We start from the raw sequence: 21,202 nt of genomic DNA, 5'->3' as shown, positions 1-21,202 counted from the left end.
AGGAGGGCGCGCGTATAAGTAGCCAGGCTGGGATCTGTCAGTTCTGGCGTTTGGCAGTCAGCCCGATGGTGACGAGGACCGGGAAGCCGACCTGGGATTCGTCGCCGAAGCTGGCGCCCATGCCGAAATCACGGCGGTCGATTGTGGTTTCGCCCTTCATCACGGCGGTGTCGCCGGTGATCGTGAGGCTGAAGGGAAGGCTGACCGGTTTCACCTGGCCGCGCAGATCAAGCGTGCCTTCGGCGATATAAGCCTTGCCTTCGGGGCGGATGGTTGCGGTGAAGGTGGCGCCGGGATGGTTGGCCACGTCAAAGAAATCCGCGCCTTTCGCCTGGTCGGAGACCGAGCCGAGGCTGAGGCTCGTGGTGTCGATTTTCACTGTGACCTGGCCGTTGCGGCCTTCGGTCGGGGTCTCATCGAAGGTGATATCGGCGGACCAGGTGGCGAACTGGCCTGCGACGGCGCTGCCCATTTGCTGCACCGAAAGCGCGAGGCTGCCGCTTTCAACCTGCCAGGTGGCGGTGCCGTCTGCTGCGGGGGCCTTGGGCTGCGGTTGCGCCTCCTGAGGGGGGGCAGAGGCTAAGGCCGTGTTGGGCAGGGTAGTGGCGGGGCGGCTGATCTCCCATGCGGCAAAGCTGGCGGCGGCCCAGAGCAGGAGTGCGGCGAGGACGGGCGCGCGGGCCTGATGCGGGTGACCTGCCATGGAGGGCGTGCCCTTGACCATGCGCGCCAGCGTCACATCGCGGTCGATGATCACATGTTTCAGCGCCCCGGCGATATGGAGGACCAGCGCGGCCAGCAGGATCCAGACGAAAAGCCCGTGGGCCGCGCCGAAGACCTGGCCGATGGTTTCGGATTTCGGCACCAGGGGCAGGTTTTGCCCGAAAGGCCACAGGATCGGGGCGAAGCCCTCGACCGCCGCGTGATGGATCCAGCCTGTCAGCGGCACGAGCACCAGCGAGATATAGAGCGACCAGTGCACCGTTTCGGCCGCAAATGTCTCGAGCCTGCGGCCGGGATGGACCGGCGCGGGGCGGGTCTCGGTCAGGGCCCAGACGATGCGGGCCAGCGCCACGAAGAACACCGTGACCCCCAATGTCTTATGGACCGAGAAGAGCTGTGCCTTGAGCGCGAGCTCTTCCGAGGTGGCATAGGGCAGGTTTTCGGCGATGAGGCCGAGGGGGAAGGTCGTGATGATCAGGGCGGCGGTCAGCCAGTGGAAGATGCGGCTGACGCGGCCATAACTGGCAACCGTGTTGCGGGCTTGCATTATGGGCTCCGGGATTGGTCTGGAGAGGACTTTGACCGGCAGAATAGCAGGATCGGGGCGCGGAGACATCGCGGATCAGGGCACAGCGACTGTGCGGCGCTTTTGCTCAACATTGCGAGAGGGGGGGGATCGCGCTATCTGAGAGGAAATTCATGGAGGATCACGCATGAGCCGTGCATTTGTTTTTCCCGGTCAGGGCGCTCAGGCGATCGGGATGGGAGTGGAACTGGCCGCGACCTGGCCGGTTGCGCAAGCCGTCTTTGATGAGGTGGATGAGGCTTTGGGCGAAAAGCTCTCGGTCCTGATCCGCGAGGGGGATATTGCCGAACTGACGCTGACGCAGAACGCGCAGCCGGCGCTGATGGCGACCTCGATTGCGGCAGTGCGGGTGCTGGAGGCGGAGGGCTTTCCGCTGAAGGGCACGGCGGATTTCGTCGCCGGGCACAGCCTTGGCGAATATTCGGCGCTTTGCGCGGCGGGGAGCCTGAGCCTGACCGATACGGCACGGCTGCTCCGGGTGCGCGGTGTGGCGATGCAGGAGGCGGTGCCGGTGGGCGTGGGGGCGATGGCGGCGCTTCTCGGGCTTGATTTCGCGACGGCCTCAGAGGTGGCGGCAGAAGCGGCGCAGGGCGAGGTCTGCCAGGCGGCGAATGACAATGACCCCGCCCAGGTGGTGGTGTCGGGCCATAAGGCGGCCGTCGAGCGTGCGGTCGAAATCGCAAAAGCGCGTGGCGCGAAGCGGGCGATCCTTTTGCCGGTCAGCGCACCTTTCCATTGTGCCCTGATGCAGCCTGCGGCGGCCCGGATGGCGGAGGCGCTGGCCGGGGTGGTGATTTCCGACCCGGTGGTGCCTTTGGTCGCCAATGTGCGGGCCGAGGCGGTGACGGAGGCATCGAAGATCAGCGATCTTCTGGTGGCGCAGGTGACCGGCTCGGTCCGGTGGCGGGAATCGGTCCTGTGGATGGAACGTGCGGGCGTCACGGAATATTGGGAAGTCGGCGCCGGCAAGGCGCTGGCGGGGATGATCCGGCGGATTCAGAAAGAAGCCGTTGTGAAGCCTGTGGGCACGCCTGCGGATGTGGCGGCGCTGAAGGGCTGAGCCTTTCGAGAGGGGGCACGGGCCGGGGGACGGCCCCCGGCGGCCGATGGTGTCCCGAACCAGTGGCGGAACCCGTGGCGCTGGCAATGGTCCCGCCCCGGGATGTTTAAAGACAGATGAAAAGGCCTCAGGCCTTTGGGAGAATGGTTTATGTTTGATCTGACGGGAAAGACGGCGCTGGTGACCGGCGCTTCTGGCGGGATCGGCGCAGATATTGCACGCGCTTTGCACAAGGCGGGCGCTGTCGTCGGGCTGTCGGGGACGCGGGTTGCGCCTTTGGAGGCGCTGGCGGCAGAGCTTGGCGCGCGGGCGCATGTGCTGGAATGCAATCTTTCGGTTGCGGAAGAGGTCGAGGGCCTTGTGAAACGCGCAGGCGAGGCGATGGGATCGGTCGATATCCTCGTCAACAATGCCGGGATCACCCGTGACGGGCTTGCGATGCGCATGTCGGATGAGGATTGGGCCAGCGTCATCGACGTCAATCTGACCGCGAGCTTCCGCCTGTGCCGTGCCGCGATCCGGGGGATGATGAAGGCGCGCAAGGGGCGGATCATCAATATCTCTTCCGTCGTCGGCACCACCGGCAATCCGGGCCAGGCGAATTACTGCGCCTCGAAAGCGGGTCTGGTGGGGATGTCGAAAGCCCTTGCGACGGAAGTCGCAAGCCGGGGCATCACCGTGAACTGCGTGGCGCCGGGCTTCATCGAGACCGCGATGACCGACAAGCTGAACGAGGCACAGAAGGGGGGGATTCTCTCGGCGGTGCCTGCGGGGCGGATGGGGCGCCCCGAAGAGATTGCGGCGGCGGTGATTTATCTGGCCTCGGATGAGGCGGGCTATGTCACGGGCGCCACTTTGCATGTGAATGGCGGAATGGCGATGATCTGAGCCCGGACAGAAGCGCTGATATGAGGTTTTCTGGGCCTTCGGATAGGGTCGGCAGGGTGTCGGCACTTGACCTTTGGCCCGGAAAGCATTTGCCATGGAGCGCGGCTGTGCTATAGCGCCCGCCAGAATCCGGGGGCTCGCCCCGGTGCTGCCGCGATCGGGGAGACCATCTCTGGCGCGGATAACCAGGCCGGGGGCATGACCCCGCGAACGGAGTAGAGGACGAAACATGAGCGACATCGCAGATCGCGTGAAAAAGATCGTTGTCGAGCATCTCGGCGTTGAAGAGGATAAGGTCACCGAGACCGCTTCCTTTATCGACGACCTGGGTGCTGACTCGCTGGACACGGTCGAGCTGGTCATGGCTTTCGAAGAAGAATTCGGCATCGAGATTCCGGATGACGCCGCTGAAACCATCCAGACCTTCGGCGATGCGGTCGGCTTCATCTCGAAAGCTGTCTGATCGTTTTGTCCCTTTCGGGATAAGAAAGGCTCCCCGGTTTCGGGGAGCCTTTTTGTTTGTGCAGGCTTTGCGGCAGGGGCTCAGCCGGGGCTGAGGAACTCCGCAAGGCGGGGATCTTGCAGCAGGGCCGCGTCAAAGAGGGCGAAGACCGTTCGCGCGAAAACGGTGCTGATGACCGCGTCGCTTTGCAGCGCGTGGCCGCCAGCTCGCTGTGGGCGCTCTGGCGGCTGGCGGCATCGATCACCATCACGCCAGGGCCGGAATCACTGTCAAAGCGGATGAGAGAGACCGCGCATCGCGCGTTGTGCGCCGCTTCCGAATCCCTGGGGCCGATAATGAGATCGAAATCCGCGGGATGGGTTTTCAGCGAAGCCCCGGGCGTCCATTGCATGAAACAGGCCGCGATGGTCGGCCCGGATTTCAGATGCAGATAGCCGGAGACATCGCGGCTTTTGCTGGCGCAGCAGTCGCAGAGCGTCTCCCGCTCGTCCAGAGGCTCGGCTTCGCAATCAGCCGGGGTGATGGAGAGGCTGTCGAAACGGGCGCGTAGCAGGCGGTTCATGGTTGCCCTGACGGAGGTGGGCTCAGGTAGATTGGAAAGTTCTCTCATGACGCAGCCTCTGATCCGGAGAATTCCGGAGGCAGGCGGGGCGTGTGGCATCCGGTTGGTGGCATGGCTTTGCCCGCCTTCTACCCCTTCTGTTGCGGGCGCGCGGGTGCGCGTGTATCAGGCGAAGGGAAATGATCGCCTTGCGAGGGAGTGCACATATGCGCCGTGTAGTCGTTACGGGTCTGGGAATGGTCACACCGCTGGCCTCCGGGGTGGAAGAGACCTGGAGCCGCCTGCTGGAGGGAAAATCCGGCGCAGGCCCGATCACGCGGTTTGATGCGTCGACTGTGGTTACGCAATATGCCTGTGAGATTCCGCGCGGCGACGGCAGCGATGGCACCTTCAATCCTGATGACTGGATGGAGCCGAAAGAGCAGCGCAAAGTCGATGACTTCATCCTTTACGGGGTGGCGGCGGCGGTGCAGGCAGTGCGGGATTCTGGCTGGGAGCCTGAAACTGAAGAAGATCGCGAGCGCACCGGTGTGATGATCGGATCGGGAATCGGCGGGCTTTCGACAATTGCCGAAACCGCGATCCTGATCAAAGAAAAGGGGCCGAAGCGGGTTTCGCCCTTCTTCATCCCGGCCTCGCTGATCAACCTGATCTCGGGCCAGGTCTCTATCCGCTTTGGCTTCAAGGGGCCGAACCATGCGGTTGTCACGGCCTGTTCGACCGGGGCGCATGCGATTGGCGATGCGGCGCGGCTGATCAGCTTCGGCGATGCCGATGTCATGGTGGCAGGCGGCGCGGAGAGCCCGATCTCGGAAATCGGGATTGCCGGGTTCAACGCCTGCAAGGCGCTGTCGACGAAGCGCGGCGATGAACCGACAAAAGCGAGCCGGCCCTATGACGCGGACCGCGATGGATTCGTGATGGGCGAGGGCGCGGGCGTCGTGGTGCTGGAGGAATATGAGCACGCAAAAGCCCGTGGCGCGAAGATCTATGCCGAGGTGCTGGGCTATGGGCTTTCGGGCGATGCCTATCATATCACCGCACCCTCGGAAGATGGCGATGGCGGCTTCCGGTCGATGAAGGCGGCGCTGGCCCGGGCCGGGATCACGCCCGACCAAGTGGATTACATCAATGCGCATGGCACCTCGACCATGGCGGATACGATTGAGCTGGGCGCGGTGGAGCGCCTGCTGGGTGATGCGGCGGGGAATGCGGTGATGTCCTCGACCAAGTCCTCGATTGGTCACCTGCTGGGGGCGGCCGGCGCGGTGGAGGCGATTTTCTGTATCCTCGCGATCCGCGACCAGGTGGCGCCGCCGACGATCAATCTTGATAACCCGGCAGTGGCGCCGAAGCTGAACCTGGCTGCGAACAAAAAGGTCGAACGCAAGATCGATATCGCTTTGTCGAACAGCTTTGGCTTTGGCGGCACCAATGCCAGCCTTGTTCTTGGTAGGGTCAAGTAATCTATGTGGAAAAGTATCGCCTCTAACGCGCTGACGTTTTTCATCGTTCTGTTGATCGCGGCGGCGGCGCTGGTGGCCTGGGGGCGCAATGTCTATGTCAGCCCCGGGCCGCTGACGGAGGCGGTCTGTGTGCAGGTCGAGCGGGGCGCGAGCCTCGCCTCGGTCTCGCGCACCCTGGAGACGCGCGGCGCTGTGGCCGATGCGCGGATCTTCCGGATCGGCGCGGAATATTCGGGGCGGGCCAAGGATCTGAAATTCGGCTCTTACCTGATTCCCCCCGGCGCCACGATGGATGACGTCCTGGGGGCGCTGACCCTGGGCGGGGCCTCGACCTGCGGGCAGGAGATCCAGCTGGTGATCGGTGTGGCGAGCGCGAATGTGGTGCTGCGCGAGCTGGACCCCACGACCAACCGCTTTGTCGAAGTGGCGAAATTCGCGCCCGATGCGGTAGAGCGGCCGGCGGATTATACCGAAGCGGCGGCCAAACCCGATATGCGGTTCACGGTGACGGTGGTGGAGGGCGTGACCTCCTGGGCGGTAGTTGATGCGCTGAAGAAGGTGGATTTCCTGTCGGGTGAGATTTCCGGCGTGCCACCGGAAGGGTCCCTTGCGCCACAAAGTTATGACGTGGTGCGCGGCGGCGACCGTGCGGGCCTGATCGCGCAGATGAGCGCCAATCAGGAACGGATCATGGCCGATCTCTGGATGGGGCGTGATGAGGGGCTGCCCTATGACACGCCGGAACAGGCGATGATCATGGCCTCGATTATCGAGAAGGAAACCGGCGTTTCGGAGGAGCGCGGGCTGGTCGCCAGCGTCTTTGTCAACCGGCTGCGGCAGGGGATGCGGCTTCAGACCGACCCGACGGTGATCTATGGCATCACCAAGGGAGAGGGCGTGTTGGGCCGGGGGCTGCGGCAAAGCGAGCTGCGCCGTTCAACCCCTTACAATACCTATGTTATTAATGGGTTGCCGCCGACCCCGATTGCCAATCCGGGGCGGGCATCCATTGCTGCGGCGCTGCATCCGGAACAGTCGGATTATGTGTTCTTTGTTGCGGATGGCACGGGCGGACACGCCTTTGCGGTGACCCTTGCGGAGCATAACGCGAATGTCGCGCGCTGGCGTGAGATTGAGGCGCAGCAGGGGCAGGCCGGTCAGGGCGGCGTGCAGAGCGCAGAGTGAACGGGGTTGCGTTCTTAACAAAACGTAAACGCGACGTTCCTTTAAGTGACTGGTTTAATTGATATTTTTCTTGACTCTGCGTCCGCTCTGACGTAGGGATTATGACATGCTGAAAGAGGTGTGAAAGCGGCCAGGGGGCGACCCCGGGGCCGCTTTTTTATGTCGCAGGTTTGCTGGCCCGAGACGGCCCGCAACCGGCAGGGCTGGCTTTTGAAGGAGCGGCAAAAGGGCGGGCTGGCATCTATGACGATCATATTTGCGGAAGGGGGCGGCGACCCCGCCCGCGCGAGCGAAGCGGCGGGTGCGCTGAACCTGACCGAAGAGCTCTACCGGATCGCGGTGGAGGAGCTGAACGAGGCTTTTGCGGGGATCCGTCAGGGCCGGTTCGAACTGGCAAAAGAGGGTCGGCGGGCGGTCAGGGATCTGGCCGATCTGTCAAAGGCGCTGCTGGAGGAGAGAAGGAATGTCGAGAAACTCCGCAAAGAGCTTGCCGGAGGGGGCGCAGGAGACGGCGAACTCGACCTCGGGGCGGCGCGCGATGAGATCGGGCGCCGACTGGCTCGCCTCCGCGCTGCCCGGGGAGATTGATGAATTTCTGGGCGGTTTGAGTGACAATGCGTTGCGGGCGCTGCCGTGGATCTTCGATTTCTGGGCGCTGCCGCATCAGATGCCGCCCGAAGGCGCGTGGAAGTCCTGGGTGATCATGGGCGGGCGCGGTGCGGGCAAGACGCGGGCCGGGGCGGAATGGGTGCGCGCCATGGTCGAGGGTGACACGGCCCTCGCCCCGGGACGGGCGCGGCGGGTGGCGCTGGTTGCGGAGACGCTGGAACAGGCGCGCGAAGTGATGGTGCTGGGAGAAAGCGGCATTCTGGCCTGTTCGCCCCCGGACCGGCGGCCGAAATGGATGGCCTCGCGCAACCGGCTTGAATGGGCGAATGGCGCGGTGGCGCAGTTGTTTTCAGCCCATGATCCGGAGCGGCTGCGGGGGCCGCAATTCGATGCGGCCTGGGCGGATGAACTGGCGAAATGGCCCAAAGCCGCAGAGACCTGGGATCAGCTGCAGTTCGGGCTGCGGCTGGGGGAGAACCCGCAGCAGGTCGTGACGACGACACCGCGGAATGTGGCGGTGCTGAAGGCGATTTTGCAGAACCCCTCAACGGTGGTGACCCATGCGCCCACCGAGGCGAACCGGGCCTGGCTGGCCGAGAGCTATCTTGAGGAGGTAAAGGCGCGCTATGGCGGCACCTCGCAGGGGCGCCAGGAGCTTGAGGGGCTTATGATCGAGGAGGCCGAGGGGGCGCTCTGGTCGCGAGCGATGATCACCGCGGCGCAGGCGGCGGCAGAGATCCCGCCGATGCGGGTGGTGGTGGCGGTCGATCCGCCGGTGACGGCGACCAAGAAATCCGACGAATGCGGTATAGTGGTGGTGGGCGCGGATACGAGTGGAGCGCCCGGCGAGTGGCGGGCGGTGGTGCTGGCAGACCGTACGGTGCGGGGGGCGAGCCCGGATGGCTGGGCGCGGGCGGCGGTGGCGGCGATGGAAGAATTCGGCGCCGAGCGGCTGGTCGTCGAGGTGAACCAGGGCGGCGATCTGGTCGCGGGCGTCGTGCGCCAGGTTGATCCGCTGGTGCCGGTGCGGGAGGTACGGGCGATGCGGGGCAAGATGCTGCGGGCCGAGCCGGTGGCGGCTTTGTATGAGCAGGGCCGGATTGCGCATCGGCGGGGGCTCGGCGATCTCGAGGAGCAGATGGTTAAGATGACGCGGACCGGCTGGCAGGGGCAGGGAAGCCCGGACCGGCTGGATGCTCTGGTCTGGGCACTGACCGAGCTGATGATCGTACCTTCCTCACGGATCGGACAGCCGGGCGTGCGCATGATCTGAGGCTGGGCTGCGGGCGGCGGCCGGGGACGAGCCTCCGGACCCCAGGAATATCTGGATCAAGAGGAAATCAGCGGCGGGCTGTCTTTTTTTGGGGCGGTTTTCGCGTGGCTTACAAGAGGAGCGGCTTTGTGTTCGATTTCCTGAAGGGCAGGTCGAGGGTGCCGCTGGTGCCAGGGCAGAAGGCGAGCGCGACGGGACGGGTGATTGCCCGAAGCGTGGTCACGGGAGGCGGTGGCCGGGTTGCGGGCGGAGTGCGTGATGCCGTCTCGCTGACCCGGGCGGGGTTTCAGGGCAATCCGGTCGGGTTTCGTGCCGTCAGGATGATTGCCGAGGCGGCGGCGGCTTTGCCGGTGATCTGTCAGGATTGCGAGCGTCGCTATGAGGCGCATCCGGTGCTGGCGCTGCTGGCGCGGCCCAATGGGGCGCAGGGGCGGGCGGAGCTTCTGGAGGCGGTTTACGGCCATCTTCTGCTCAGCGGCAATGCCTATGTGGAGGCGGTGCCCGGGCCGGGCGAACCGGGAAGCGGCGCAGTGCCGGGGGAATTGCACGCATTGCGCCCCGACCGCATGTCGCTGGTGCCGGGGGCGGATGGCTGGCCGGTGGCCTTTGACTATTCGGTGGCGGGCCGGGTGCATCGCTTTGATGTCACAGAAGGGCTGAGCCCGGTCTGTCATATCCGCAGTTTCCATCCGCAGGATGACCATTATGGCCTGTCGCCGATGCAGGCGGCGGCGGTGGCGGTTGATGTACATAATGCGGCTTCGGCCTGGTCGAGGTCACTTCTGGACAATGCGGCGCGGCCTTCGGGGGCGATCATCTATAAGGGCGCCGACGGGCAGTCCGTTCTGACGCCGGACCAGTATGACCGGCTGGTTTGCGAGATGGAGGCGCATCACCAGGGGGCACGGAACGCCGGGCGTCCGATGCTGCTGGAGGGCGGGCTGGACTGGAAGCCGATGGGGTTCTCGCCCTCGGACATGGAGTTTCACGAGACGAAACTCGCGGCAGCGCGCGAGATTGCGGTGGCCTTCGGGGTGCCGCCGATGCTGATGGGGATCCCCGGCGACGCTACTTACGCCAATTATCAGGAGGCGAACCGGGCCTTTTACCGGTTGACGGTCTTGCCGCTCGCGTCGCGGGTGCTGGCAGCGCTGTCGCATTGGCTGGCGGGATTTGGCGGCGAGGCGGTCGAACTGCGGCCTGACCTTGATCAGATCCCGGCACTGGCGATGGAGCGCGACCAGCAATGGGCGCGGGTCGGCGCGGCGTCTTTCCTGAGCGAGGCGGAGAAACGCGCGCTTCTGGGCCTGCCGCCTCTGCCGGAGCCGGAGGAGGAACCGGGCGATGAGGGGAGCGCATGAACCAGCGCAAAGAGGGGGCGGGGTCGCGCTTTGTCTTTGACAGTTTCGACGCCGCCCATGCCCGGATCGAAGCCAATGAGCGGGTGATGGAGGAGCGTTGGGCGGGGCTGGAATTTCGGCTTGGCCAGATCGACGCGGCGCTGGAGCGGCTGGAGCGGCGGATCTGGCTCGGGGTCTGCGGGGGGGCGGGGTTTTTGCTGGCTCAGGGCGCCGAGGCGGTGATCCGGGCGGCGATGAAATGAGGGTGAGCGATGCTGGAACATAAATTCTGCCGGCCCGAATCGGGGCTGACCCTGAGCGAGGGGCGCGAGCTGTCGGGCTATGCCTCGCTGTTCGGGGTGAGGGACCAGGGCGGTGATCTGGTGGCGCCGGGGGCCTACGCGAAATCGCTGGCCCGACTTAAGGCGAAGGGCGGCAAGGTGCGGATGCTGTGGCAGCATGATCCGACCCAGCCCATCGGAATCTGGGACGAGGTCCGCGAAGACGCGACCGGGCTTTGGGTCAGGGGGCGGCTGCTGACCGAAGTGGCAAAGGGGCGCGAGGCAGCGGCTTTGCTGGAAGCGGGCGCGCTGGACGGGCTGTCGATCGGCTACCGGACGCTGCGCGCGGAGCGCGATGGTGCCGCGCCGGGCCAGATCGCCTGGCAGTGCAAGGGGCGCAGGCTGTTGGAGCTTGAACTTTGGGAGGTCTCGCTGGTGACCTTCCCGATGCTGAGCGAGGCGCGGGTGGCGGCGAAATCCGAAGAGGTGACGTCGGTTTTCGACGGGCTTGCCGCGCTGTTTGAGAGCGCAAGGCGTGACCTTGCGAGGCGCTGAGCGCGCGCCCGAGAATTCTGTCTGACAGAAGGAATTACGGATGACGGAGAGAGAGATCCGGGCCGGGGAGATTTTCCCGGGCCTGAACCCGGCTGCGGAGGTGAAAGCCGCCATGGCCGGATTCCTGAAGGAATTCAGTTCCTTTCAGGCTGACGTGAAACAATCGCTGCAACATCAGGAAGAGCGACTGACCATGCTTCAGAAGAAAACCATGACCTGGGGCCGCCCGGTGCTTTCCGCCGTGCCGGAGGAAAATGCACCGCATCGCCAGGCGTTCAATGCCTATCTGCGGTCGGGCGATGACGAGGGATATCGCGGCCTGAGCCTTGAGGGCAAGGCGATGTCGACTGCGGTGGCGGCGGATGGCGGTTATCTGGTTTCGCCGCAGACGGCCGATCAGATCCGCTCGATGCTGATCTCGACCTCGTCCCTGCGCGCGGTGGCCAATGTCGTGCAGGTCGAGGCGACCTCGTTCGACGTGCTGGTGGACCGTTCCGAGGCAGGCTCGGGCTGGGCGACCGAGGCGGTGGCGACGACCGAGACGGCGACGCCCACGCTGGAGCGGATCCAGATCCGGCTGCATGAGCTCTCAGCCATGCCGAAGGCCAGTCAACGGCTGCTTGATGACAGCGCCTTTGACGTGGAAGCCTGGCTTGCGGGTAAGATCGCCACGCGTTTCATCCGGGCCGAGGCTTCGGCTTTTATCAACGGGGATGGCGTTGATAAGCCGAAGGGCATCCTTCTGCCGGCCAAGGTGGCGAATGCCTCCTGGACCTGGGGCAATCTCGGCTATGTGCCGACGGGGGCCGCCGCCGATTTCGCGACCACCAACCCGGCAGATTGTATCATCAACCTGGTCTATTCTCTTGGTGCCGATTACCGCGCAAATGGCACTTTTCTGATGAATTCGAAAACTGCCGGCGCGGTCAGGAAGATGAAGGATGCCGATGGCCGTTTCCTGTGGTCGGATGGTCTGGCGGCGGGGGAACCTGCGCGTCTGATGGGCTATGCGGTGCTGATCTGCGAGGATATGCCCGACGTTGGCGCGAACAGCTTCCCTGTCGCGTTCGGCGATTTCAACGCAGGCTACACCATCGCCGAACGCCCGGATCTGCGCATCCTGCGCGACCCGTTCTCGGCCAAGCCGCATGTTCTCTTCTATGCCACCAAGCGCGTGGGCGGTGACATTGCCGATTACGCAGCCATCAAACTGCTGCGTGTCGCGACCTCCTGACGACCTGATGCCGGGCCCGGCCGTTCCCGGCCTGGCCCTCTTTTAAGGGCCGCGAGCAATTGGGGGCGCAGGGTATGAGACTGACGGAAGAGACGGTGGTGCCGGTGGCGAGCCTGCCGCTGGACGCGCTGAAGGAACATCTGCGTCTTGGCAGCGGGTTTGCGCTGGCTTTGGGGCAGGATGCGCTGCTGGAGAGCCATCTGCGCGCGGCGATTGCGGCGATCGAGGGGCGGGTCGCCAAGGCGCTGATCCGGCGCCGGTTTCTGCTGGAGATGGAGGCCTGGCGCGATGCCGATGCCCAGGCACTGCCGCTGGCGCCGGTCTCGTCTTTGGTGAGTGTCGAATTGGTCTCACCGACGGGTGTCGCAACTGCGGTCAACCCGGCGCGCTACCGGCTGATCCAGGATCAGCACCGCCCGCGGGTCGCAGGTACGGGCGCGGCGCTGCCAGAACCTGCGACCGGGGGCGGGGTCAGGGTGCTGTTCGAGGCGGGGTTCTCGGTGACCTGGGCTGGCGTGCCTGCCGATCTGCAACAGGCGGTGATGCTGCTTGCGGCGGAGTATTACGAGTTCCGGCATGATCCGGGCACGCGTGGCGCGGGACTTCCCGGCGCGGTCGAGAGCCTGATCGGGCGCTGGCGGCTGATCCGCGTGCTGGGCGGGGGGCGGCGATGAGGGTACCGCAACTGCGCCAGCAACTCGCGCTGGAAGAGGCGAGCCGGTTTCCGGACGGCGTCGGAGGGTTCACGCTGAGCTGGGCGCTGGTGGGTCTGCTTTGGGCAGAGATGGTTTCGGGCAATGGCCGAGATGCTTCGGGTGAGGAGGTGATCCTGACCTCGGTGGCCTGGCGGATCACGGTGCGCGGCGCAGCCGCAGGGACGCCCGCCCGCCCGCGCCCCGAACAGCGGTTCAGACTGGGGGCCCGTATTTTTACCATCCTCGCGGTGGCTGAGAATGACCCGGGCGGCCTCTGGCTGACCTGCACCTGCCGCGAGGAGGCGCCGAAATGAGCTACGCAGCAGCAGCAGCCCTGCAGACGGCGATCTTTCAGCGGCTGAGCACGGCGCCGGCTCTGGCAGGCGTTGCCGTGCATGACGCGCTGCCGCCCTCGCCGCCGGGGCTTTTCGTACTGATCGGGCCGGAGGAGGTCCGCGATGCTTCGGATAAGTTGGCAGAGGGCGCGGATCACCGGCTGGTCCTCAGCGTGATCAGTGATGCCGAGGGGTTTTTGGCCGCGAAAACTGTTTCGGTACTGATCTCGGATCTCATGGCGGGGCCGATGCCGGCGCTGTCGCGCGGGCGGCTGGTGCGTCTTTCCTTTGACCGCGCTGTGGCGAGACGGATCGGCGAGGGTGCTGTGCGGCGCATTGACCTGACCTTCCGGGCGCGGATCGAACTCTGATCCCCGTATTCACTTTTTCAAGGAGACAACCATGGCAGTTCAGGCCGGGAAAGACCTTCTGATCAAGATCGACCAGACCGGCGATGGCCAGTTTGAAACCATTGCCGGCCTTCGGGCCACCCGCGCCAGTTTCAACGCCGAGACGGTCGAAGTCACCAGCCTTGAGAGCTCGGGTGGCTGGCGCGAATTGCTGGCGGGGGCGGGGGTGAAAACGGCGAGTATTTCTGGCTCGGGCGTGTTTCGTGATGCTGAAACCGATGAACGTGCGCGTCAGATCTTCTTTGACGGTGAGATCCCGTCCTTCCAGGTGGTGATCCCGGATTTCGGCGTGGTGCAGGGGCCGTTCCAGATCACCAGCCTTGAATATTCCGGCAGCCATAACGGCGAGGCGACCTATGAAGTCTCGCTCGCCTCGGCGGGCGCCCTCAGTTTTACGGCGCTCTGATGGTGAACCCTTACGCAGGGGAGGTGGAGATCACGCTGGACGGGGAGCCACATGTGGCGAAGCTGACGCTTGGCGCGCTGGCGGAACTGGAGGCGGGGCTGGGCGAGGCCTCGCTGATGGATCTTGTCGAGCGGTTCGAGGGGGGGCGGTTTTCGGGCCGCGACGTGCTGGCGCTGGTGGTTGCGGGCCTCAGGGGCGGCGGCTGGAAGGGGCAGGCGGGCGATCTGGTCGCCGTTGAGATTGGCGGCGGGCCGGTGGCTGCGGCAAAGGCCGCAGCGGAGCTTCTCGCCCGGGCGTTCTCGCTCGGGGAGACGAAATGAGCCGCAAATTCGACTGGCCGGGGCTGATCCGGGCTGGGATGCACGGGCTGGGGCTGGAACCGCGCGTGTTCTGGGGCCTCACGCCGGTCGAGTTGCGGATCATGCTGGGGGCGGAGCGGGGGGCTCCGCCCCTGACGCGGGCGCGGCTGGCAGAACTCGCCGCATCTTTCCCCGACAGGGGGGCGAGCAAATGAAAGGCGACGAAGATGGCGGAACCGGATCTGCTGGCGGAACAGCTGGCGGGGCTTGAGGAAAGGCTGGGGGCCTCGGCTGCGATGGTCGCGGCTTTTGATGGCGAACTGGCGCGACTGAGGGACAGCGCGACCTTCACCTCGCGCGAAGTCTCGACCTTGTCGAATGGTATTTCAGGGGGTCTCAGGCGGGCGTTTGATGGGCTGGCCTTTGACGGGATACGGCTCTCGGACGCGCTGAGGGGGGTGGCTCAGACGATTGTGGATTCGGTCTATTCGGTGACGATGCGGCCGATCCACACTGCGGTCGGCGGTGCGATTGCCAATGGGATCAACGGGTTGATGTCGGGGCTGATGCCCTTTGCCAAAGGCGCGGGCCTTGCGCAGGGGCGAGTGATGCCCTTTGCCAATGGCGGCGTGGTCTCGGGCCCGGTGTCGTTTCCGATGCGCGGAGGGCGCGGGCTGATGGGCGAGGCCGGGCCGGAGGCGATCATGCCTCTGTCCCGCGGCGCGGACGGGAGGCTCGGGGTGCAGACCCAGGGCGGCGGGCGACCGGTCAATGTGGTGATGAACATTTCCACGCCCGATGTGACGGGGTTCCGGCGTTCGGAAAGCCAGATCGCGGCACAGATGGGCAGGGTGCTGGCGCGCGGTCAGAGGAACAGGTGAGGAGAGGCGCATGTTTCACGAAGTAAGGTTCCCCGCCAATCTGAGCTTTGGCTCGGTCGGAGGGCCGGAGCGGCGCACCGAGATTGTGACGCTGGCCAACGGGTTCGAGGAGCGCAACACGTCCTGGGCCCATTCGCGCCGCCATTATGATGCAGGCGTAGGGCTGAGGTCGCTTGATGATCTGGAGGCGCTGATCGCGTTTTTCGAGGCGCGGCGCGGGCAGCTGCATGGGTTTCGCTGGAAGGACTGGTCGGATTACCGCTCCTGTCTGCCATCGGGCAAGGTTGGTCCCCTGGACCAGCTTCTCGGACATGGGGATGGGGCAACAACGGCTTTCCCGCTTCTGAAGGCTTACCGTTCGGGCGAGGAAGGCTATTCGCGACCGATCCGCAAGCCTGTGGCCGGCTCCGTGCTGGTCGCGCTGGCAGATGATCCGAAGGTCGAGGGCATCGAATTCACGGTCGACAGCGCGAAGGGCGAGATCCTTTTCGAAGTGCCGCCTCCTTTGGGCACAAGGGTTACGGCGGGGTTTGAATTCGATGTGCCGGTGCGGTTCGACGCCGACCGGATCCAGGTTTCCGTCGCGAGCTTTCAGGCCGGCGACGTTCCGAATGTCCCGGTGGTGGAGATCAGACTGTGACACTTGCGCTTCACGACCATTTACAGACCGGGGTGACTGGCCTTTGCCATCTGTGGACCGTTGCGCGGCCGGATGGAGTGGTCCTTGGTTTCACCGATCACGATTGTGATCTTGCTGTAGAGGGGGTGATCCATCGCGCGGGGTCGGGGCTGACCGCCAGCGCATTTCAGCAGGCCACGGGGCTTGCGGTGGACAATTCCGAGGCTGTGGGGGCGCTCAGTGCTGCGGCAATCACGGCAGAGGATCTGGATGCGGGGCGGTATGACGGCGCCGAGGTGCGGATCTGGCTTGCGATCTGGGCACAGCCCTCAGAGCGGCGAGAGCTGTTTCGCGGCTCGCTGGGCGAGGTGAGCCGGCGTGGTGCGGCCTTTCGGGCGGAGTTGCGCGGGCTCGCTGAACCGCTGGGGCAGCCGGGGGGCTTTGCTTATGCGCGAAGTTGTTCGGCCGTGCTGGGGGATGTCCGCTGCAAGTTCAGCCTGCAGACCCCGGGCTATTTCTGCGACATCGGGGTGCAGCAGGTCAGCGAGGAGCGGAGAGAGTTCATCTTTGATGCGTTGCCGGGCTTTGATCCGCGCTGGTTTGAACATGGCCGGCTGGAAGTGCTCAGCGGTGCTGCAGCTGGTCTCAGCGCGATGATCCGCTCGGACGATCTGCGGCCCGGGGGGCGGCGCGTCGTGCTTTGGGAGGGCATTCGCGCGCCACTGATGGTGGGGGATCAGCTACGGCTGTTTGCCGGTTGCGATAAGCAGGCTGGAAGTTGTCGCGCTAAATTCAGCAATTTCAATAATTTTCGAGGATTTCCTCATCTTCCGGAGGAGGATTGGCTGACAAGTTACCCCCGCTCTGACCGACCCGCGACCGGGGGGCGGCGCGTCATGCCGATCTGGGCGAATACCAATGGCAGAAACTGAAGCGACGGATCGCACGGCATTGCGCGCGGTTGGTGAGGCGCGGCTCTGGCTTGGAACACCCTATGTCCATCAGGCGAGTTGTGCCGGCGCCGGCGCCGACTGTCTTGGTCTGATCCGGGGCATCTGGCGCAAGCTTTATGGGGCAGAGCCCTGTGCGCTGCCAGCCTACAGCGCCGACTGGGCCGAGGCCGGCGCGGGAGAGGTTTTGCACGAAGCCGCCAGCACCTGGCTGATCGCTAAAGCCACCACGCCCGCCATTGGTGATGTGCTTTTGTTCCGGATGCGGGACGGGGGGGCGGCAAAGCACCTTGGGCTCCAGTCGGCCACGGGCCGCGATGCACGGTTCATCCATGCCTTTTCCGGCCATGCGGTCACTGAAAGCGCACTCACATTACCCTGGGCGCGGCGCATTGCTGCGCGCTTTTCATTTCCGCCGATCTGACAGACGGAGCGATACACAATGGCAACGCTTTTGCTCTCGGCGGCCGGAGCCGCATTTGGTGCGGGCTTTGGCGGCACTGTTCTGGGCCTTTCGGGCGCCGTAATCGGGCGTGCAATCGGGGCGACGGTAGGTCGGGTCATTGACCAGAAGATCCTGGGGGGGGGCGCGGATGCAGTTGAGGTTGGTCGCATTGACCGGATCCGGCTGATGAGCGCGGGTGAGGGTAAAGCCATCGCAAAGGTCTGGGGCCGGATGCGGCTGGCTGGCCATGTTATCTGGGCCTCGCAATATGAGGAGCACAGTTCTTCGCGGCGCGGCGGCAAGGGGGCGCCGTCCGGGCCGTCGGTGACCGAGTATTCCTATACGGTCAGCCTCGCGATCGGGCTTTGCGAGGGGGAGATCCTGCGCGTTGGTCGTATCTGGGCCGATGGCACCGAGATTGAGCCGCGCAGCCTTTCGCTCCGGGTCTATCATGGCACCGAGGACCAGCTGCCCGACCCCAGGATCGAAGCGATTGAGGGCGAGGGGGAGGTGCCGGCGTTTCGCGGTCTTGCCTATGTGGTGATCGAGGATCTCGACGTGACCGCTTATGGCAACCGGGTGCCACAGTTCAGTTTCGAGGTGGTGCGCAGTGCGCAGGGGCCGCATGTGGCGCCTGAAGATACGCTTTCCGGCCTGGTGAGCGCGGTCGCTATGATCCCCGGAACCGGAGAATATGCGCTGGCGACGACCCCGGTCCATATCAGCTATGGCCCGGGCGAGAATGTCGCGATCAACAGCACATCGCCCTCAGGCCTCACCGATTTCCGGACAGGGCTCGATCAGCTCTCGGGCGAGTTGCCGAACTGTGGTTCGGTATCGCTGGTCGTATCCTGGTTCGGAAGCGATCTGCGCTGCGGCAGGTGCGAGATCCGGCCCAAAGTCGAACAGCGCAACCATGATGGTCAGGGGATGGCCTGGCATGCGGGAGGCGTGACACGGGCAACAGCCGGCGAAGTGCCCAGACGCGACAGTGGTCCGGTCTATGGCGGAACGCCAACCGATGCCGCGGTCATCGAGGCGATACGCGCCATCCGGGCGGATGGGAAAGAGGTGATGTTCTATCCGTTTATCCTGATGGAACAACAGCCGGAGAACCGGCTTCCCGATCCCTGGTCAGCTGCGGCGGATCAGCCGGTCATGCCCTGGCGCGGACGGATCACCACCGATCAGGCACCGGGACGCCAGGGGAGCACGGATCGAACGGCACTGGCCGATGACGAGGTCGCGGCTTTTTTTGGCACGGCACAGCCGGCGCATTTCAGCGCGGCGGGCAGTCATATCCTGTATTCTGGCCCGGAAGAATGGCGCTATCGCCGCTTTATCCTGCATTATGCGCATCTTTGCGCCCTTGCCGGTGGCGTCGACGCTTTCTGTATCGGGTCTGAGATGCGCAGCCTGACGCAGATCCGCAATGGAGACGACGCTTTCCCGGCTGTGGCAGCGTTGATACAGCTTGCGGCTGAGGTGCGGGTGATCCTCGGGCCGGCGGTGAAGATCAGCTATGCCGCTGACTGGACCGAATATGGCAGCTATGTCGCGGATGGAAACCTCTACTTCCCGCTGGATGATCTCTGGGCGCATCCGGCGGTGGATTTCATCGGGATCGACAATTACATGCCGCTTTCCGACTGGCGCGATGGCGAAGATCACGCCGATGCCGCCTGGTCGGCGGTCTGGAACCCGGACTATCTGAAGGCCAATATCGAGGGCGGCGAGGGGTTCGACTGGTATTACGACAGCCCGGAGGGGGAGGCGGCCCAGGTCCGGCTGCCCATCACAGATGGCGCCTTTGAGGAGCCCTGGGTTTTTCGGGTCAAGGATATGCGCAACTGGTGGCAGATGCCGCATCACAGCCGGGCAGGTGGGGTACGTGCGCCCACCCCGACGGCATGGGAGCCGCAGTCGAAACCGATCCTCTTTACTGAATATGGCTGTGCGGCAATCGACAAGGGCACCAACCAGCCGAATAAATTCCTTGATCTCATGTCTTCGGAATCGGCCTTACCCCGGGCCTCGAACGGGGCGAGGGATGATCTGATCCAGATGCAGTATCTGCGCGCCATGAACAGCTATTGGCGAGATCCGGCGATGAACCCTCGATCCTCGCGCTATGACGGGCGGATGATAGATATGAGCCGCGCCCATGTCTGGGCCTGGGATGCGCGGCCTTTCCCGGAATTCCCTGGCCGCGTGGATAAGTGGACCGACGGGCCGGCCTATCTGCGCGGCCACTGGCTGAACGGGCGGGCGACCGGACAGCCGCTGTCAGCCGTGATCAGAGAGATCTGCGGCTGCCATGGCATCGGGATGGCGGATCCTGCGACGGCGCAGGCTGTAGTGCGCGGCTATCTGGTCGATCAGGTGCAAAGCGGGCGCGCAAGCCTGCAACCCCTGCTGCAGATATTCGGCGTCGATGCTTTCGACCTTGATGGTAAACTGGTCTTCCAGCGCCGTTTGCCAGGCATTGATCACCGGCTCGCCTCCGAACTCTATGCGGTGGACGAGCTGGAAGGCCAGGCCGAAGTGACGCGCGCGCCAGAGGTCGAGACCGGCGAGTCTATCCGTCTTGGCTTTATCGACGCGGAGGCAGGTTACGAGGCGCGGATGGCGGAGACCCGGCACCCCGGGGACAGGTTGCACCGTGTCGCGGGGACCGAAGTTTCGCTTGCGATGACATCGTCCGAGGGGCTTGGCGTCACCCGGCGCTGGCTGGCAGAATCGCGGATCGCGCGGGATGGCTTGCGCCTCAGCCTGCCGCTTTCGCGCATGGATGTCGGGCCGGGGGATCGGATATCAACGCAAGATGGCTCGGTCTGGCGGGTGGAGCGCGTAGAGCAGACCGAACAGCGCCGTATCGAGGCGGTGCGAATTGAGGGTGGGATATATGAGGTCCGCGATGAAGGCAGCGTGCCGCCCGCCCTCGCGCCCTTTGTCTCGCCGGTGCCGGTCTGGCCGGTGTTTCTCGACCTGCCGCTGCTCAGGGGGGATGAAGAACCGCACCGGCCCTATATCGCGGTGGGGGCACGGCCCTGGCCGGGTGCAGTCGCGCTCTGGTCGCAGACTGCGGTGGGCGGGTTTACCCTGAACCGCCTTGTCACAGCACCTTCGGTCATCGGGCGTACCGAAACCGAACTTCTCGCGGCGCGGCCGGGCGTCTGGGACCGGGGCGCGCCGCTGCGGATCCGGCTGAGTGCAGGCGTGCTGAGCGCGGCCGATCCGCTTGCGGTGCTCAATGGCGCCAATGTGATGGCGATTGGCGATGGCACTGCCGGCAATTGGGAGGTGCTCCAGTTTGCCGGGGCCGAGCTGGTCGCGCCCCGGACCTGGGAGGTTTCTCTCCGGTTGCGCGGCCAGGCGGGGACGGATGGGGTCATGCCTGCGGCCTGGCCCGTGGGCAGTACGGTCGTGCTGCTGGACGGGGTGCCGTCGCAAATGGAGCTCTCGATGGATGCGCGGGGCCTCTCGCGCCGCTACCGGATCGGGGTATCGGGGCGCGGCTATGATGATCCGAATGTGGTCGAGATCGCGACGGCATTCGACGGGATCGGCTTGCGGCCAATGCCGGTAAGCCATTTGCGCGGCACTGCGCGGGCGGGCCAGGATCTGAGCCTCAGCTGGATCCGGCGGACGCGGATCGGGGGCGACAGCTGGCAACAGACCGAAGTGCCGCTTTCCGAAGAAAGCGAGGGATATATGGTGCGAATTCTCGTCGCGGATGTCATCAGGCGCGAGGTGACAACATCCGCGCCGCACTATGCCTATCCGCTGGCACAACAGGTCCAGGATGGCGCCCAGGCCGGCTTTACGGCGATGGTCGCCCAGCTGTCGCCATCCTTCGGAGCGGGTCCGTTTCGGTCACTGGCAGTGGCCCCCTGAGCATGGCCGGAACATCTTCCTTTCCGGATTGCCGATTCTG

Annotated in this window: 24 protein-coding genes; 22 read left to right on the top strand and 2 right to left on the bottom strand. The window is 64.9% G+C overall.

The window, feature by feature from the left end; all coding sequences use genetic code 11:
- Positions 1 to 37 precede the first annotated feature (37 nt).
- Positions 38 to 1,270, bottom strand: coding sequence for a cytochrome b/b6 domain-containing protein (locus tag AC4FS3_RS17410; protein ID WP_491021591.1), 1,233 nt, complete (start codon positions 1,268 to 1,270; stop codon positions 38 to 40).
- Positions 1,271 to 1,436: 166 nt separating this feature from the next.
- On the opposite strand from AC4FS3_RS17410, the gene fabD reads away from it, so the two are divergent.
- The 3 genes from fabD (at position 1,437) to AC4FS3_RS17395 (ending at position 3,720) form a co-directional block, all read left to right on the top strand.
- The gene (fabD, locus tag AC4FS3_RS17405) at positions 1,437 to 2,369 is read left to right on the top strand and encodes an ACP S-malonyltransferase (protein ID WP_491021590.1); all 933 of its coding nucleotides are present in this window, start codon (positions 1,437 to 1,439) and stop codon (positions 2,367 to 2,369) included.
- Positions 2,370 to 2,519: 150 nt separating this feature from the next.
- Positions 2,520 to 3,257: a 3-oxoacyl-[acyl-carrier-protein] reductase gene (gene fabG / locus AC4FS3_RS17400; protein WP_092896612.1), complete on the top strand. Its 738-nt coding sequence runs from the start codon at positions 2,520 to 2,522 to the stop codon at positions 3,255 to 3,257.
- Between the two features lie 229 nt (positions 3,258 to 3,486).
- Entirely contained in the window at positions 3,487 to 3,720 is a 234-nt protein-coding gene (locus tag AC4FS3_RS17395) for an acyl carrier protein (RefSeq protein ID WP_092896614.1), read from the top strand.
- Here the strand turns inward: AC4FS3_RS17395 and AC4FS3_RS17390 are convergent.
- The gene (locus AC4FS3_RS17390) at positions 3,701 to 4,282 is read right to left on the bottom strand and encodes a hypothetical protein (protein ID WP_491021589.1); all 582 of its coding nucleotides are present in this window, start codon (positions 4,280 to 4,282) and stop codon (positions 3,701 to 3,703) included. The genes AC4FS3_RS17395 and AC4FS3_RS17390 overlap by 20 nt on opposite strands.
- Positions 4,283 to 4,488: 206 nt before the next feature.
- Here AC4FS3_RS17390 and fabF point away from each other — a divergent pair, with 206 nt between their 5' ends.
- The 19 genes from fabF (at position 4,489) to AC4FS3_RS17295 (ending at position 21,162) form a co-directional block, all read left to right on the top strand.
- Positions 4,489 to 5,748 carry a beta-ketoacyl-ACP synthase II gene (fabF, locus tag AC4FS3_RS17385; protein WP_491021588.1) on the top strand — a complete coding sequence of 420 codons (1,260 nt, stop codon included), beginning with the start codon at positions 4,489 to 4,491 and terminating at the stop codon, positions 5,746 to 5,748.
- A 3-nt stretch (positions 5,749 to 5,751) separates the two neighbouring features.
- Positions 5,752 to 6,933: an endolytic transglycosylase MltG gene (gene mltG, locus AC4FS3_RS17380; protein WP_491021587.1), complete on the top strand. Its 1,182-nt coding sequence runs from the start codon at positions 5,752 to 5,754 to the stop codon at positions 6,931 to 6,933.
- A 159-nt stretch (positions 6,934 to 7,092) separates the two neighbouring features.
- A complete protein-coding gene (locus AC4FS3_RS17375; protein WP_491021586.1) occupies positions 7,093 to 7,521 on the top strand; it encodes a permease in 429 nt (142 codons plus the stop codon).
- A complete protein-coding gene (locus tag AC4FS3_RS17370; RefSeq protein WP_491021640.1) occupies positions 7,472 to 8,815 on the top strand; it encodes a DNA-packaging protein in 1,344 nt (447 codons plus the stop codon). Before AC4FS3_RS17375 ends, AC4FS3_RS17370 begins: the two co-directional genes overlap by 50 nt.
- Before the next feature lie 128 nt (positions 8,816 to 8,943).
- The gene (locus tag AC4FS3_RS17365; RefSeq protein WP_491021585.1) at positions 8,944 to 10,176 is read left to right on the top strand and encodes a phage portal protein; all 1,233 of its coding nucleotides are present in this window, start codon (positions 8,944 to 8,946) and stop codon (positions 10,174 to 10,176) included.
- Complete coding sequence (locus AC4FS3_RS17360) at positions 10,173 to 10,418, top strand: GTA head formation protein, RCAP_rcc01685 family (RefSeq protein ID WP_198836494.1); 246 nt, start codon at positions 10,173 to 10,175, stop codon at positions 10,416 to 10,418. The genes AC4FS3_RS17365 and AC4FS3_RS17360 overlap by 4 nt, the downstream gene beginning before the upstream one ends.
- A 9-nt stretch (positions 10,419 to 10,427) precedes the next feature.
- Positions 10,428 to 10,991 carry an HK97 family phage prohead protease gene (locus tag AC4FS3_RS17355; protein ID WP_491021584.1) on the top strand — a complete coding sequence of 188 codons (564 nt, stop codon included), beginning with the start codon at positions 10,428 to 10,430 and terminating at the stop codon, positions 10,989 to 10,991.
- Positions 10,992 to 11,031: 40 nt separating this feature from the next.
- Positions 11,032 to 12,225: a phage major capsid protein gene (locus AC4FS3_RS17350; protein WP_491021583.1), complete on the top strand. Its 1,194-nt coding sequence runs from the start codon at positions 11,032 to 11,034 to the stop codon at positions 12,223 to 12,225.
- Positions 12,226 to 12,299: 74 nt separating this feature from the next.
- Entirely contained in the window at positions 12,300 to 12,899 is a 600-nt protein-coding gene (locus AC4FS3_RS17345; protein WP_491021582.1) for a head-tail connector protein, read from the top strand.
- A complete protein-coding gene (locus tag AC4FS3_RS17340) occupies positions 12,896 to 13,234 on the top strand; it encodes a head-tail adaptor protein (RefSeq protein WP_283177569.1) in 339 nt (112 codons plus the stop codon). Before AC4FS3_RS17345 ends, AC4FS3_RS17340 begins: the two co-directional genes overlap by 4 nt.
- Complete coding sequence (locus AC4FS3_RS17335; protein WP_283177570.1) at positions 13,231 to 13,626, top strand: DUF3168 domain-containing protein; 396 nt, start codon at positions 13,231 to 13,233, stop codon at positions 13,624 to 13,626. The genes AC4FS3_RS17340 and AC4FS3_RS17335 overlap by 4 nt, the downstream gene beginning before the upstream one ends.
- A 31-nt stretch (positions 13,627 to 13,657) precedes the next feature.
- Positions 13,658 to 14,071: a phage major tail protein, TP901-1 family gene (locus tag AC4FS3_RS17330; protein WP_283177571.1), complete on the top strand. Its 414-nt coding sequence runs from the start codon at positions 13,658 to 13,660 to the stop codon at positions 14,069 to 14,071.
- Positions 14,071 to 14,391, top strand: coding sequence for a gene transfer agent family protein (locus AC4FS3_RS17325; protein ID WP_491021581.1), 321 nt, complete (start codon positions 14,071 to 14,073; stop codon positions 14,389 to 14,391). Before AC4FS3_RS17330 ends, AC4FS3_RS17325 begins: the two co-directional genes overlap by 1 nt.
- Complete coding sequence (locus AC4FS3_RS17320) at positions 14,388 to 14,585, top strand: rcc01693 family protein (RefSeq protein WP_491021580.1); 198 nt, start codon at positions 14,388 to 14,390, stop codon at positions 14,583 to 14,585. Before AC4FS3_RS17325 ends, AC4FS3_RS17320 begins: the two co-directional genes overlap by 4 nt.
- Before the next feature lie 12 nt (positions 14,586 to 14,597).
- Positions 14,598 to 15,251, top strand: coding sequence for a phage tail tape measure protein (locus AC4FS3_RS17315; protein ID WP_491021579.1), 654 nt, complete (start codon positions 14,598 to 14,600; stop codon positions 15,249 to 15,251).
- Between the two features lie 10 nt (positions 15,252 to 15,261).
- Complete coding sequence (locus AC4FS3_RS17310; protein ID WP_491021578.1) at positions 15,262 to 15,891, top strand: phage distal tail protein, Rcc01695 family; 630 nt, start codon at positions 15,262 to 15,264, stop codon at positions 15,889 to 15,891.
- On the top strand, positions 15,888 to 16,802 hold the full coding sequence (locus AC4FS3_RS17305; protein ID WP_491021577.1) for a DUF2163 domain-containing protein: 915 nt from the start codon (positions 15,888 to 15,890) through the stop codon (positions 16,800 to 16,802). Before AC4FS3_RS17310 ends, AC4FS3_RS17305 begins: the two co-directional genes overlap by 4 nt.
- On the top strand, positions 16,789 to 17,244 hold the full coding sequence (locus AC4FS3_RS17300; RefSeq protein ID WP_491021576.1) for an NlpC/P60 family protein: 456 nt from the start codon (positions 16,789 to 16,791) through the stop codon (positions 17,242 to 17,244). The genes AC4FS3_RS17305 and AC4FS3_RS17300 overlap by 14 nt, the downstream gene beginning before the upstream one ends.
- Before the next feature lie 18 nt (positions 17,245 to 17,262).
- On the top strand, positions 17,263 to 21,162 hold the full coding sequence (locus AC4FS3_RS17295) for a baseplate multidomain protein megatron (RefSeq protein WP_491021575.1): 3,900 nt from the start codon (positions 17,263 to 17,265) through the stop codon (positions 21,160 to 21,162).
- The last annotated feature ends 40 nt before the right edge of the window (positions 21,163 to 21,202 follow it).

Source organism: Pseudogemmobacter sp. TB195, from assembly GCF_058313095.1.
The sequence above is the reverse complement of the archived record's forward strand: the minus strand, read 5'-3'. Positions and strand labels throughout refer to the sequence as shown.

Coding starts and splice junctions, on each gene's coding strand:
- AC4FS3_RS17410 (WP_491021591.1), bottom strand. CDS start 1,270: ATGCAAGCCCGCAACACGGTTGCCAGTTATGGCCGCGTCAGCCGCATC.
- fabD (WP_491021590.1), top strand. CDS start 1,437: ATGAGCCGTGCATTTGTTTTTCCCGGTCAGGGCGCTCAGGCGATCGGG.
- fabG (WP_092896612.1), top strand. CDS start 2,520: ATGTTTGATCTGACGGGAAAGACGGCGCTGGTGACCGGCGCTTCTGGC.
- AC4FS3_RS17395 (WP_092896614.1), top strand. CDS start 3,487: ATGAGCGACATCGCAGATCGCGTGAAAAAGATCGTTGTCGAGCATCTC.
- AC4FS3_RS17390 (WP_491021589.1), bottom strand. CDS start 4,282: ATGAACCGCCTGCTACGCGCCCGTTTCGACAGCCTCTCCATCACCCCG.
- fabF (WP_491021588.1), top strand. CDS start 4,489: ATGCGCCGTGTAGTCGTTACGGGTCTGGGAATGGTCACACCGCTGGCC.
- mltG (WP_491021587.1), top strand. CDS start 5,752: ATGTGGAAAAGTATCGCCTCTAACGCGCTGACGTTTTTCATCGTTCTG.
- AC4FS3_RS17375 (WP_491021586.1), top strand. CDS start 7,093: ATGTCGCAGGTTTGCTGGCCCGAGACGGCCCGCAACCGGCAGGGCTGG.
- AC4FS3_RS17370 (WP_491021640.1), top strand. CDS start 7,472: ATGAGATCGGGCGCCGACTGGCTCGCCTCCGCGCTGCCCGGGGAGATT.
- AC4FS3_RS17360 (WP_198836494.1), top strand. CDS start 10,173: ATGAACCAGCGCAAAGAGGGGGCGGGGTCGCGCTTTGTCTTTGACAGT.
- AC4FS3_RS17355 (WP_491021584.1), top strand. CDS start 10,428: ATGCTGGAACATAAATTCTGCCGGCCCGAATCGGGGCTGACCCTGAGC.
- AC4FS3_RS17350 (WP_491021583.1), top strand. CDS start 11,032: ATGACGGAGAGAGAGATCCGGGCCGGGGAGATTTTCCCGGGCCTGAAC.
- AC4FS3_RS17345 (WP_491021582.1), top strand. CDS start 12,300: ATGAGACTGACGGAAGAGACGGTGGTGCCGGTGGCGAGCCTGCCGCTG.
- AC4FS3_RS17340 (WP_283177569.1), top strand. CDS start 12,896: ATGAGGGTACCGCAACTGCGCCAGCAACTCGCGCTGGAAGAGGCGAGC.
- AC4FS3_RS17335 (WP_283177570.1), top strand. CDS start 13,231: ATGAGCTACGCAGCAGCAGCAGCCCTGCAGACGGCGATCTTTCAGCGG.
- AC4FS3_RS17330 (WP_283177571.1), top strand. CDS start 13,658: ATGGCAGTTCAGGCCGGGAAAGACCTTCTGATCAAGATCGACCAGACC.
- AC4FS3_RS17325 (WP_491021581.1), top strand. CDS start 14,071: ATGGTGAACCCTTACGCAGGGGAGGTGGAGATCACGCTGGACGGGGAG.
- AC4FS3_RS17320 (WP_491021580.1), top strand. CDS start 14,388: ATGAGCCGCAAATTCGACTGGCCGGGGCTGATCCGGGCTGGGATGCAC.
- AC4FS3_RS17315 (WP_491021579.1), top strand. CDS start 14,598: ATGGCGGAACCGGATCTGCTGGCGGAACAGCTGGCGGGGCTTGAGGAA.
- AC4FS3_RS17310 (WP_491021578.1), top strand. CDS start 15,262: ATGTTTCACGAAGTAAGGTTCCCCGCCAATCTGAGCTTTGGCTCGGTC.
- AC4FS3_RS17300 (WP_491021576.1), top strand. CDS start 16,789: ATGGCAGAAACTGAAGCGACGGATCGCACGGCATTGCGCGCGGTTGGT.
- AC4FS3_RS17295 (WP_491021575.1), top strand. CDS start 17,263: ATGGCAACGCTTTTGCTCTCGGCGGCCGGAGCCGCATTTGGTGCGGGC.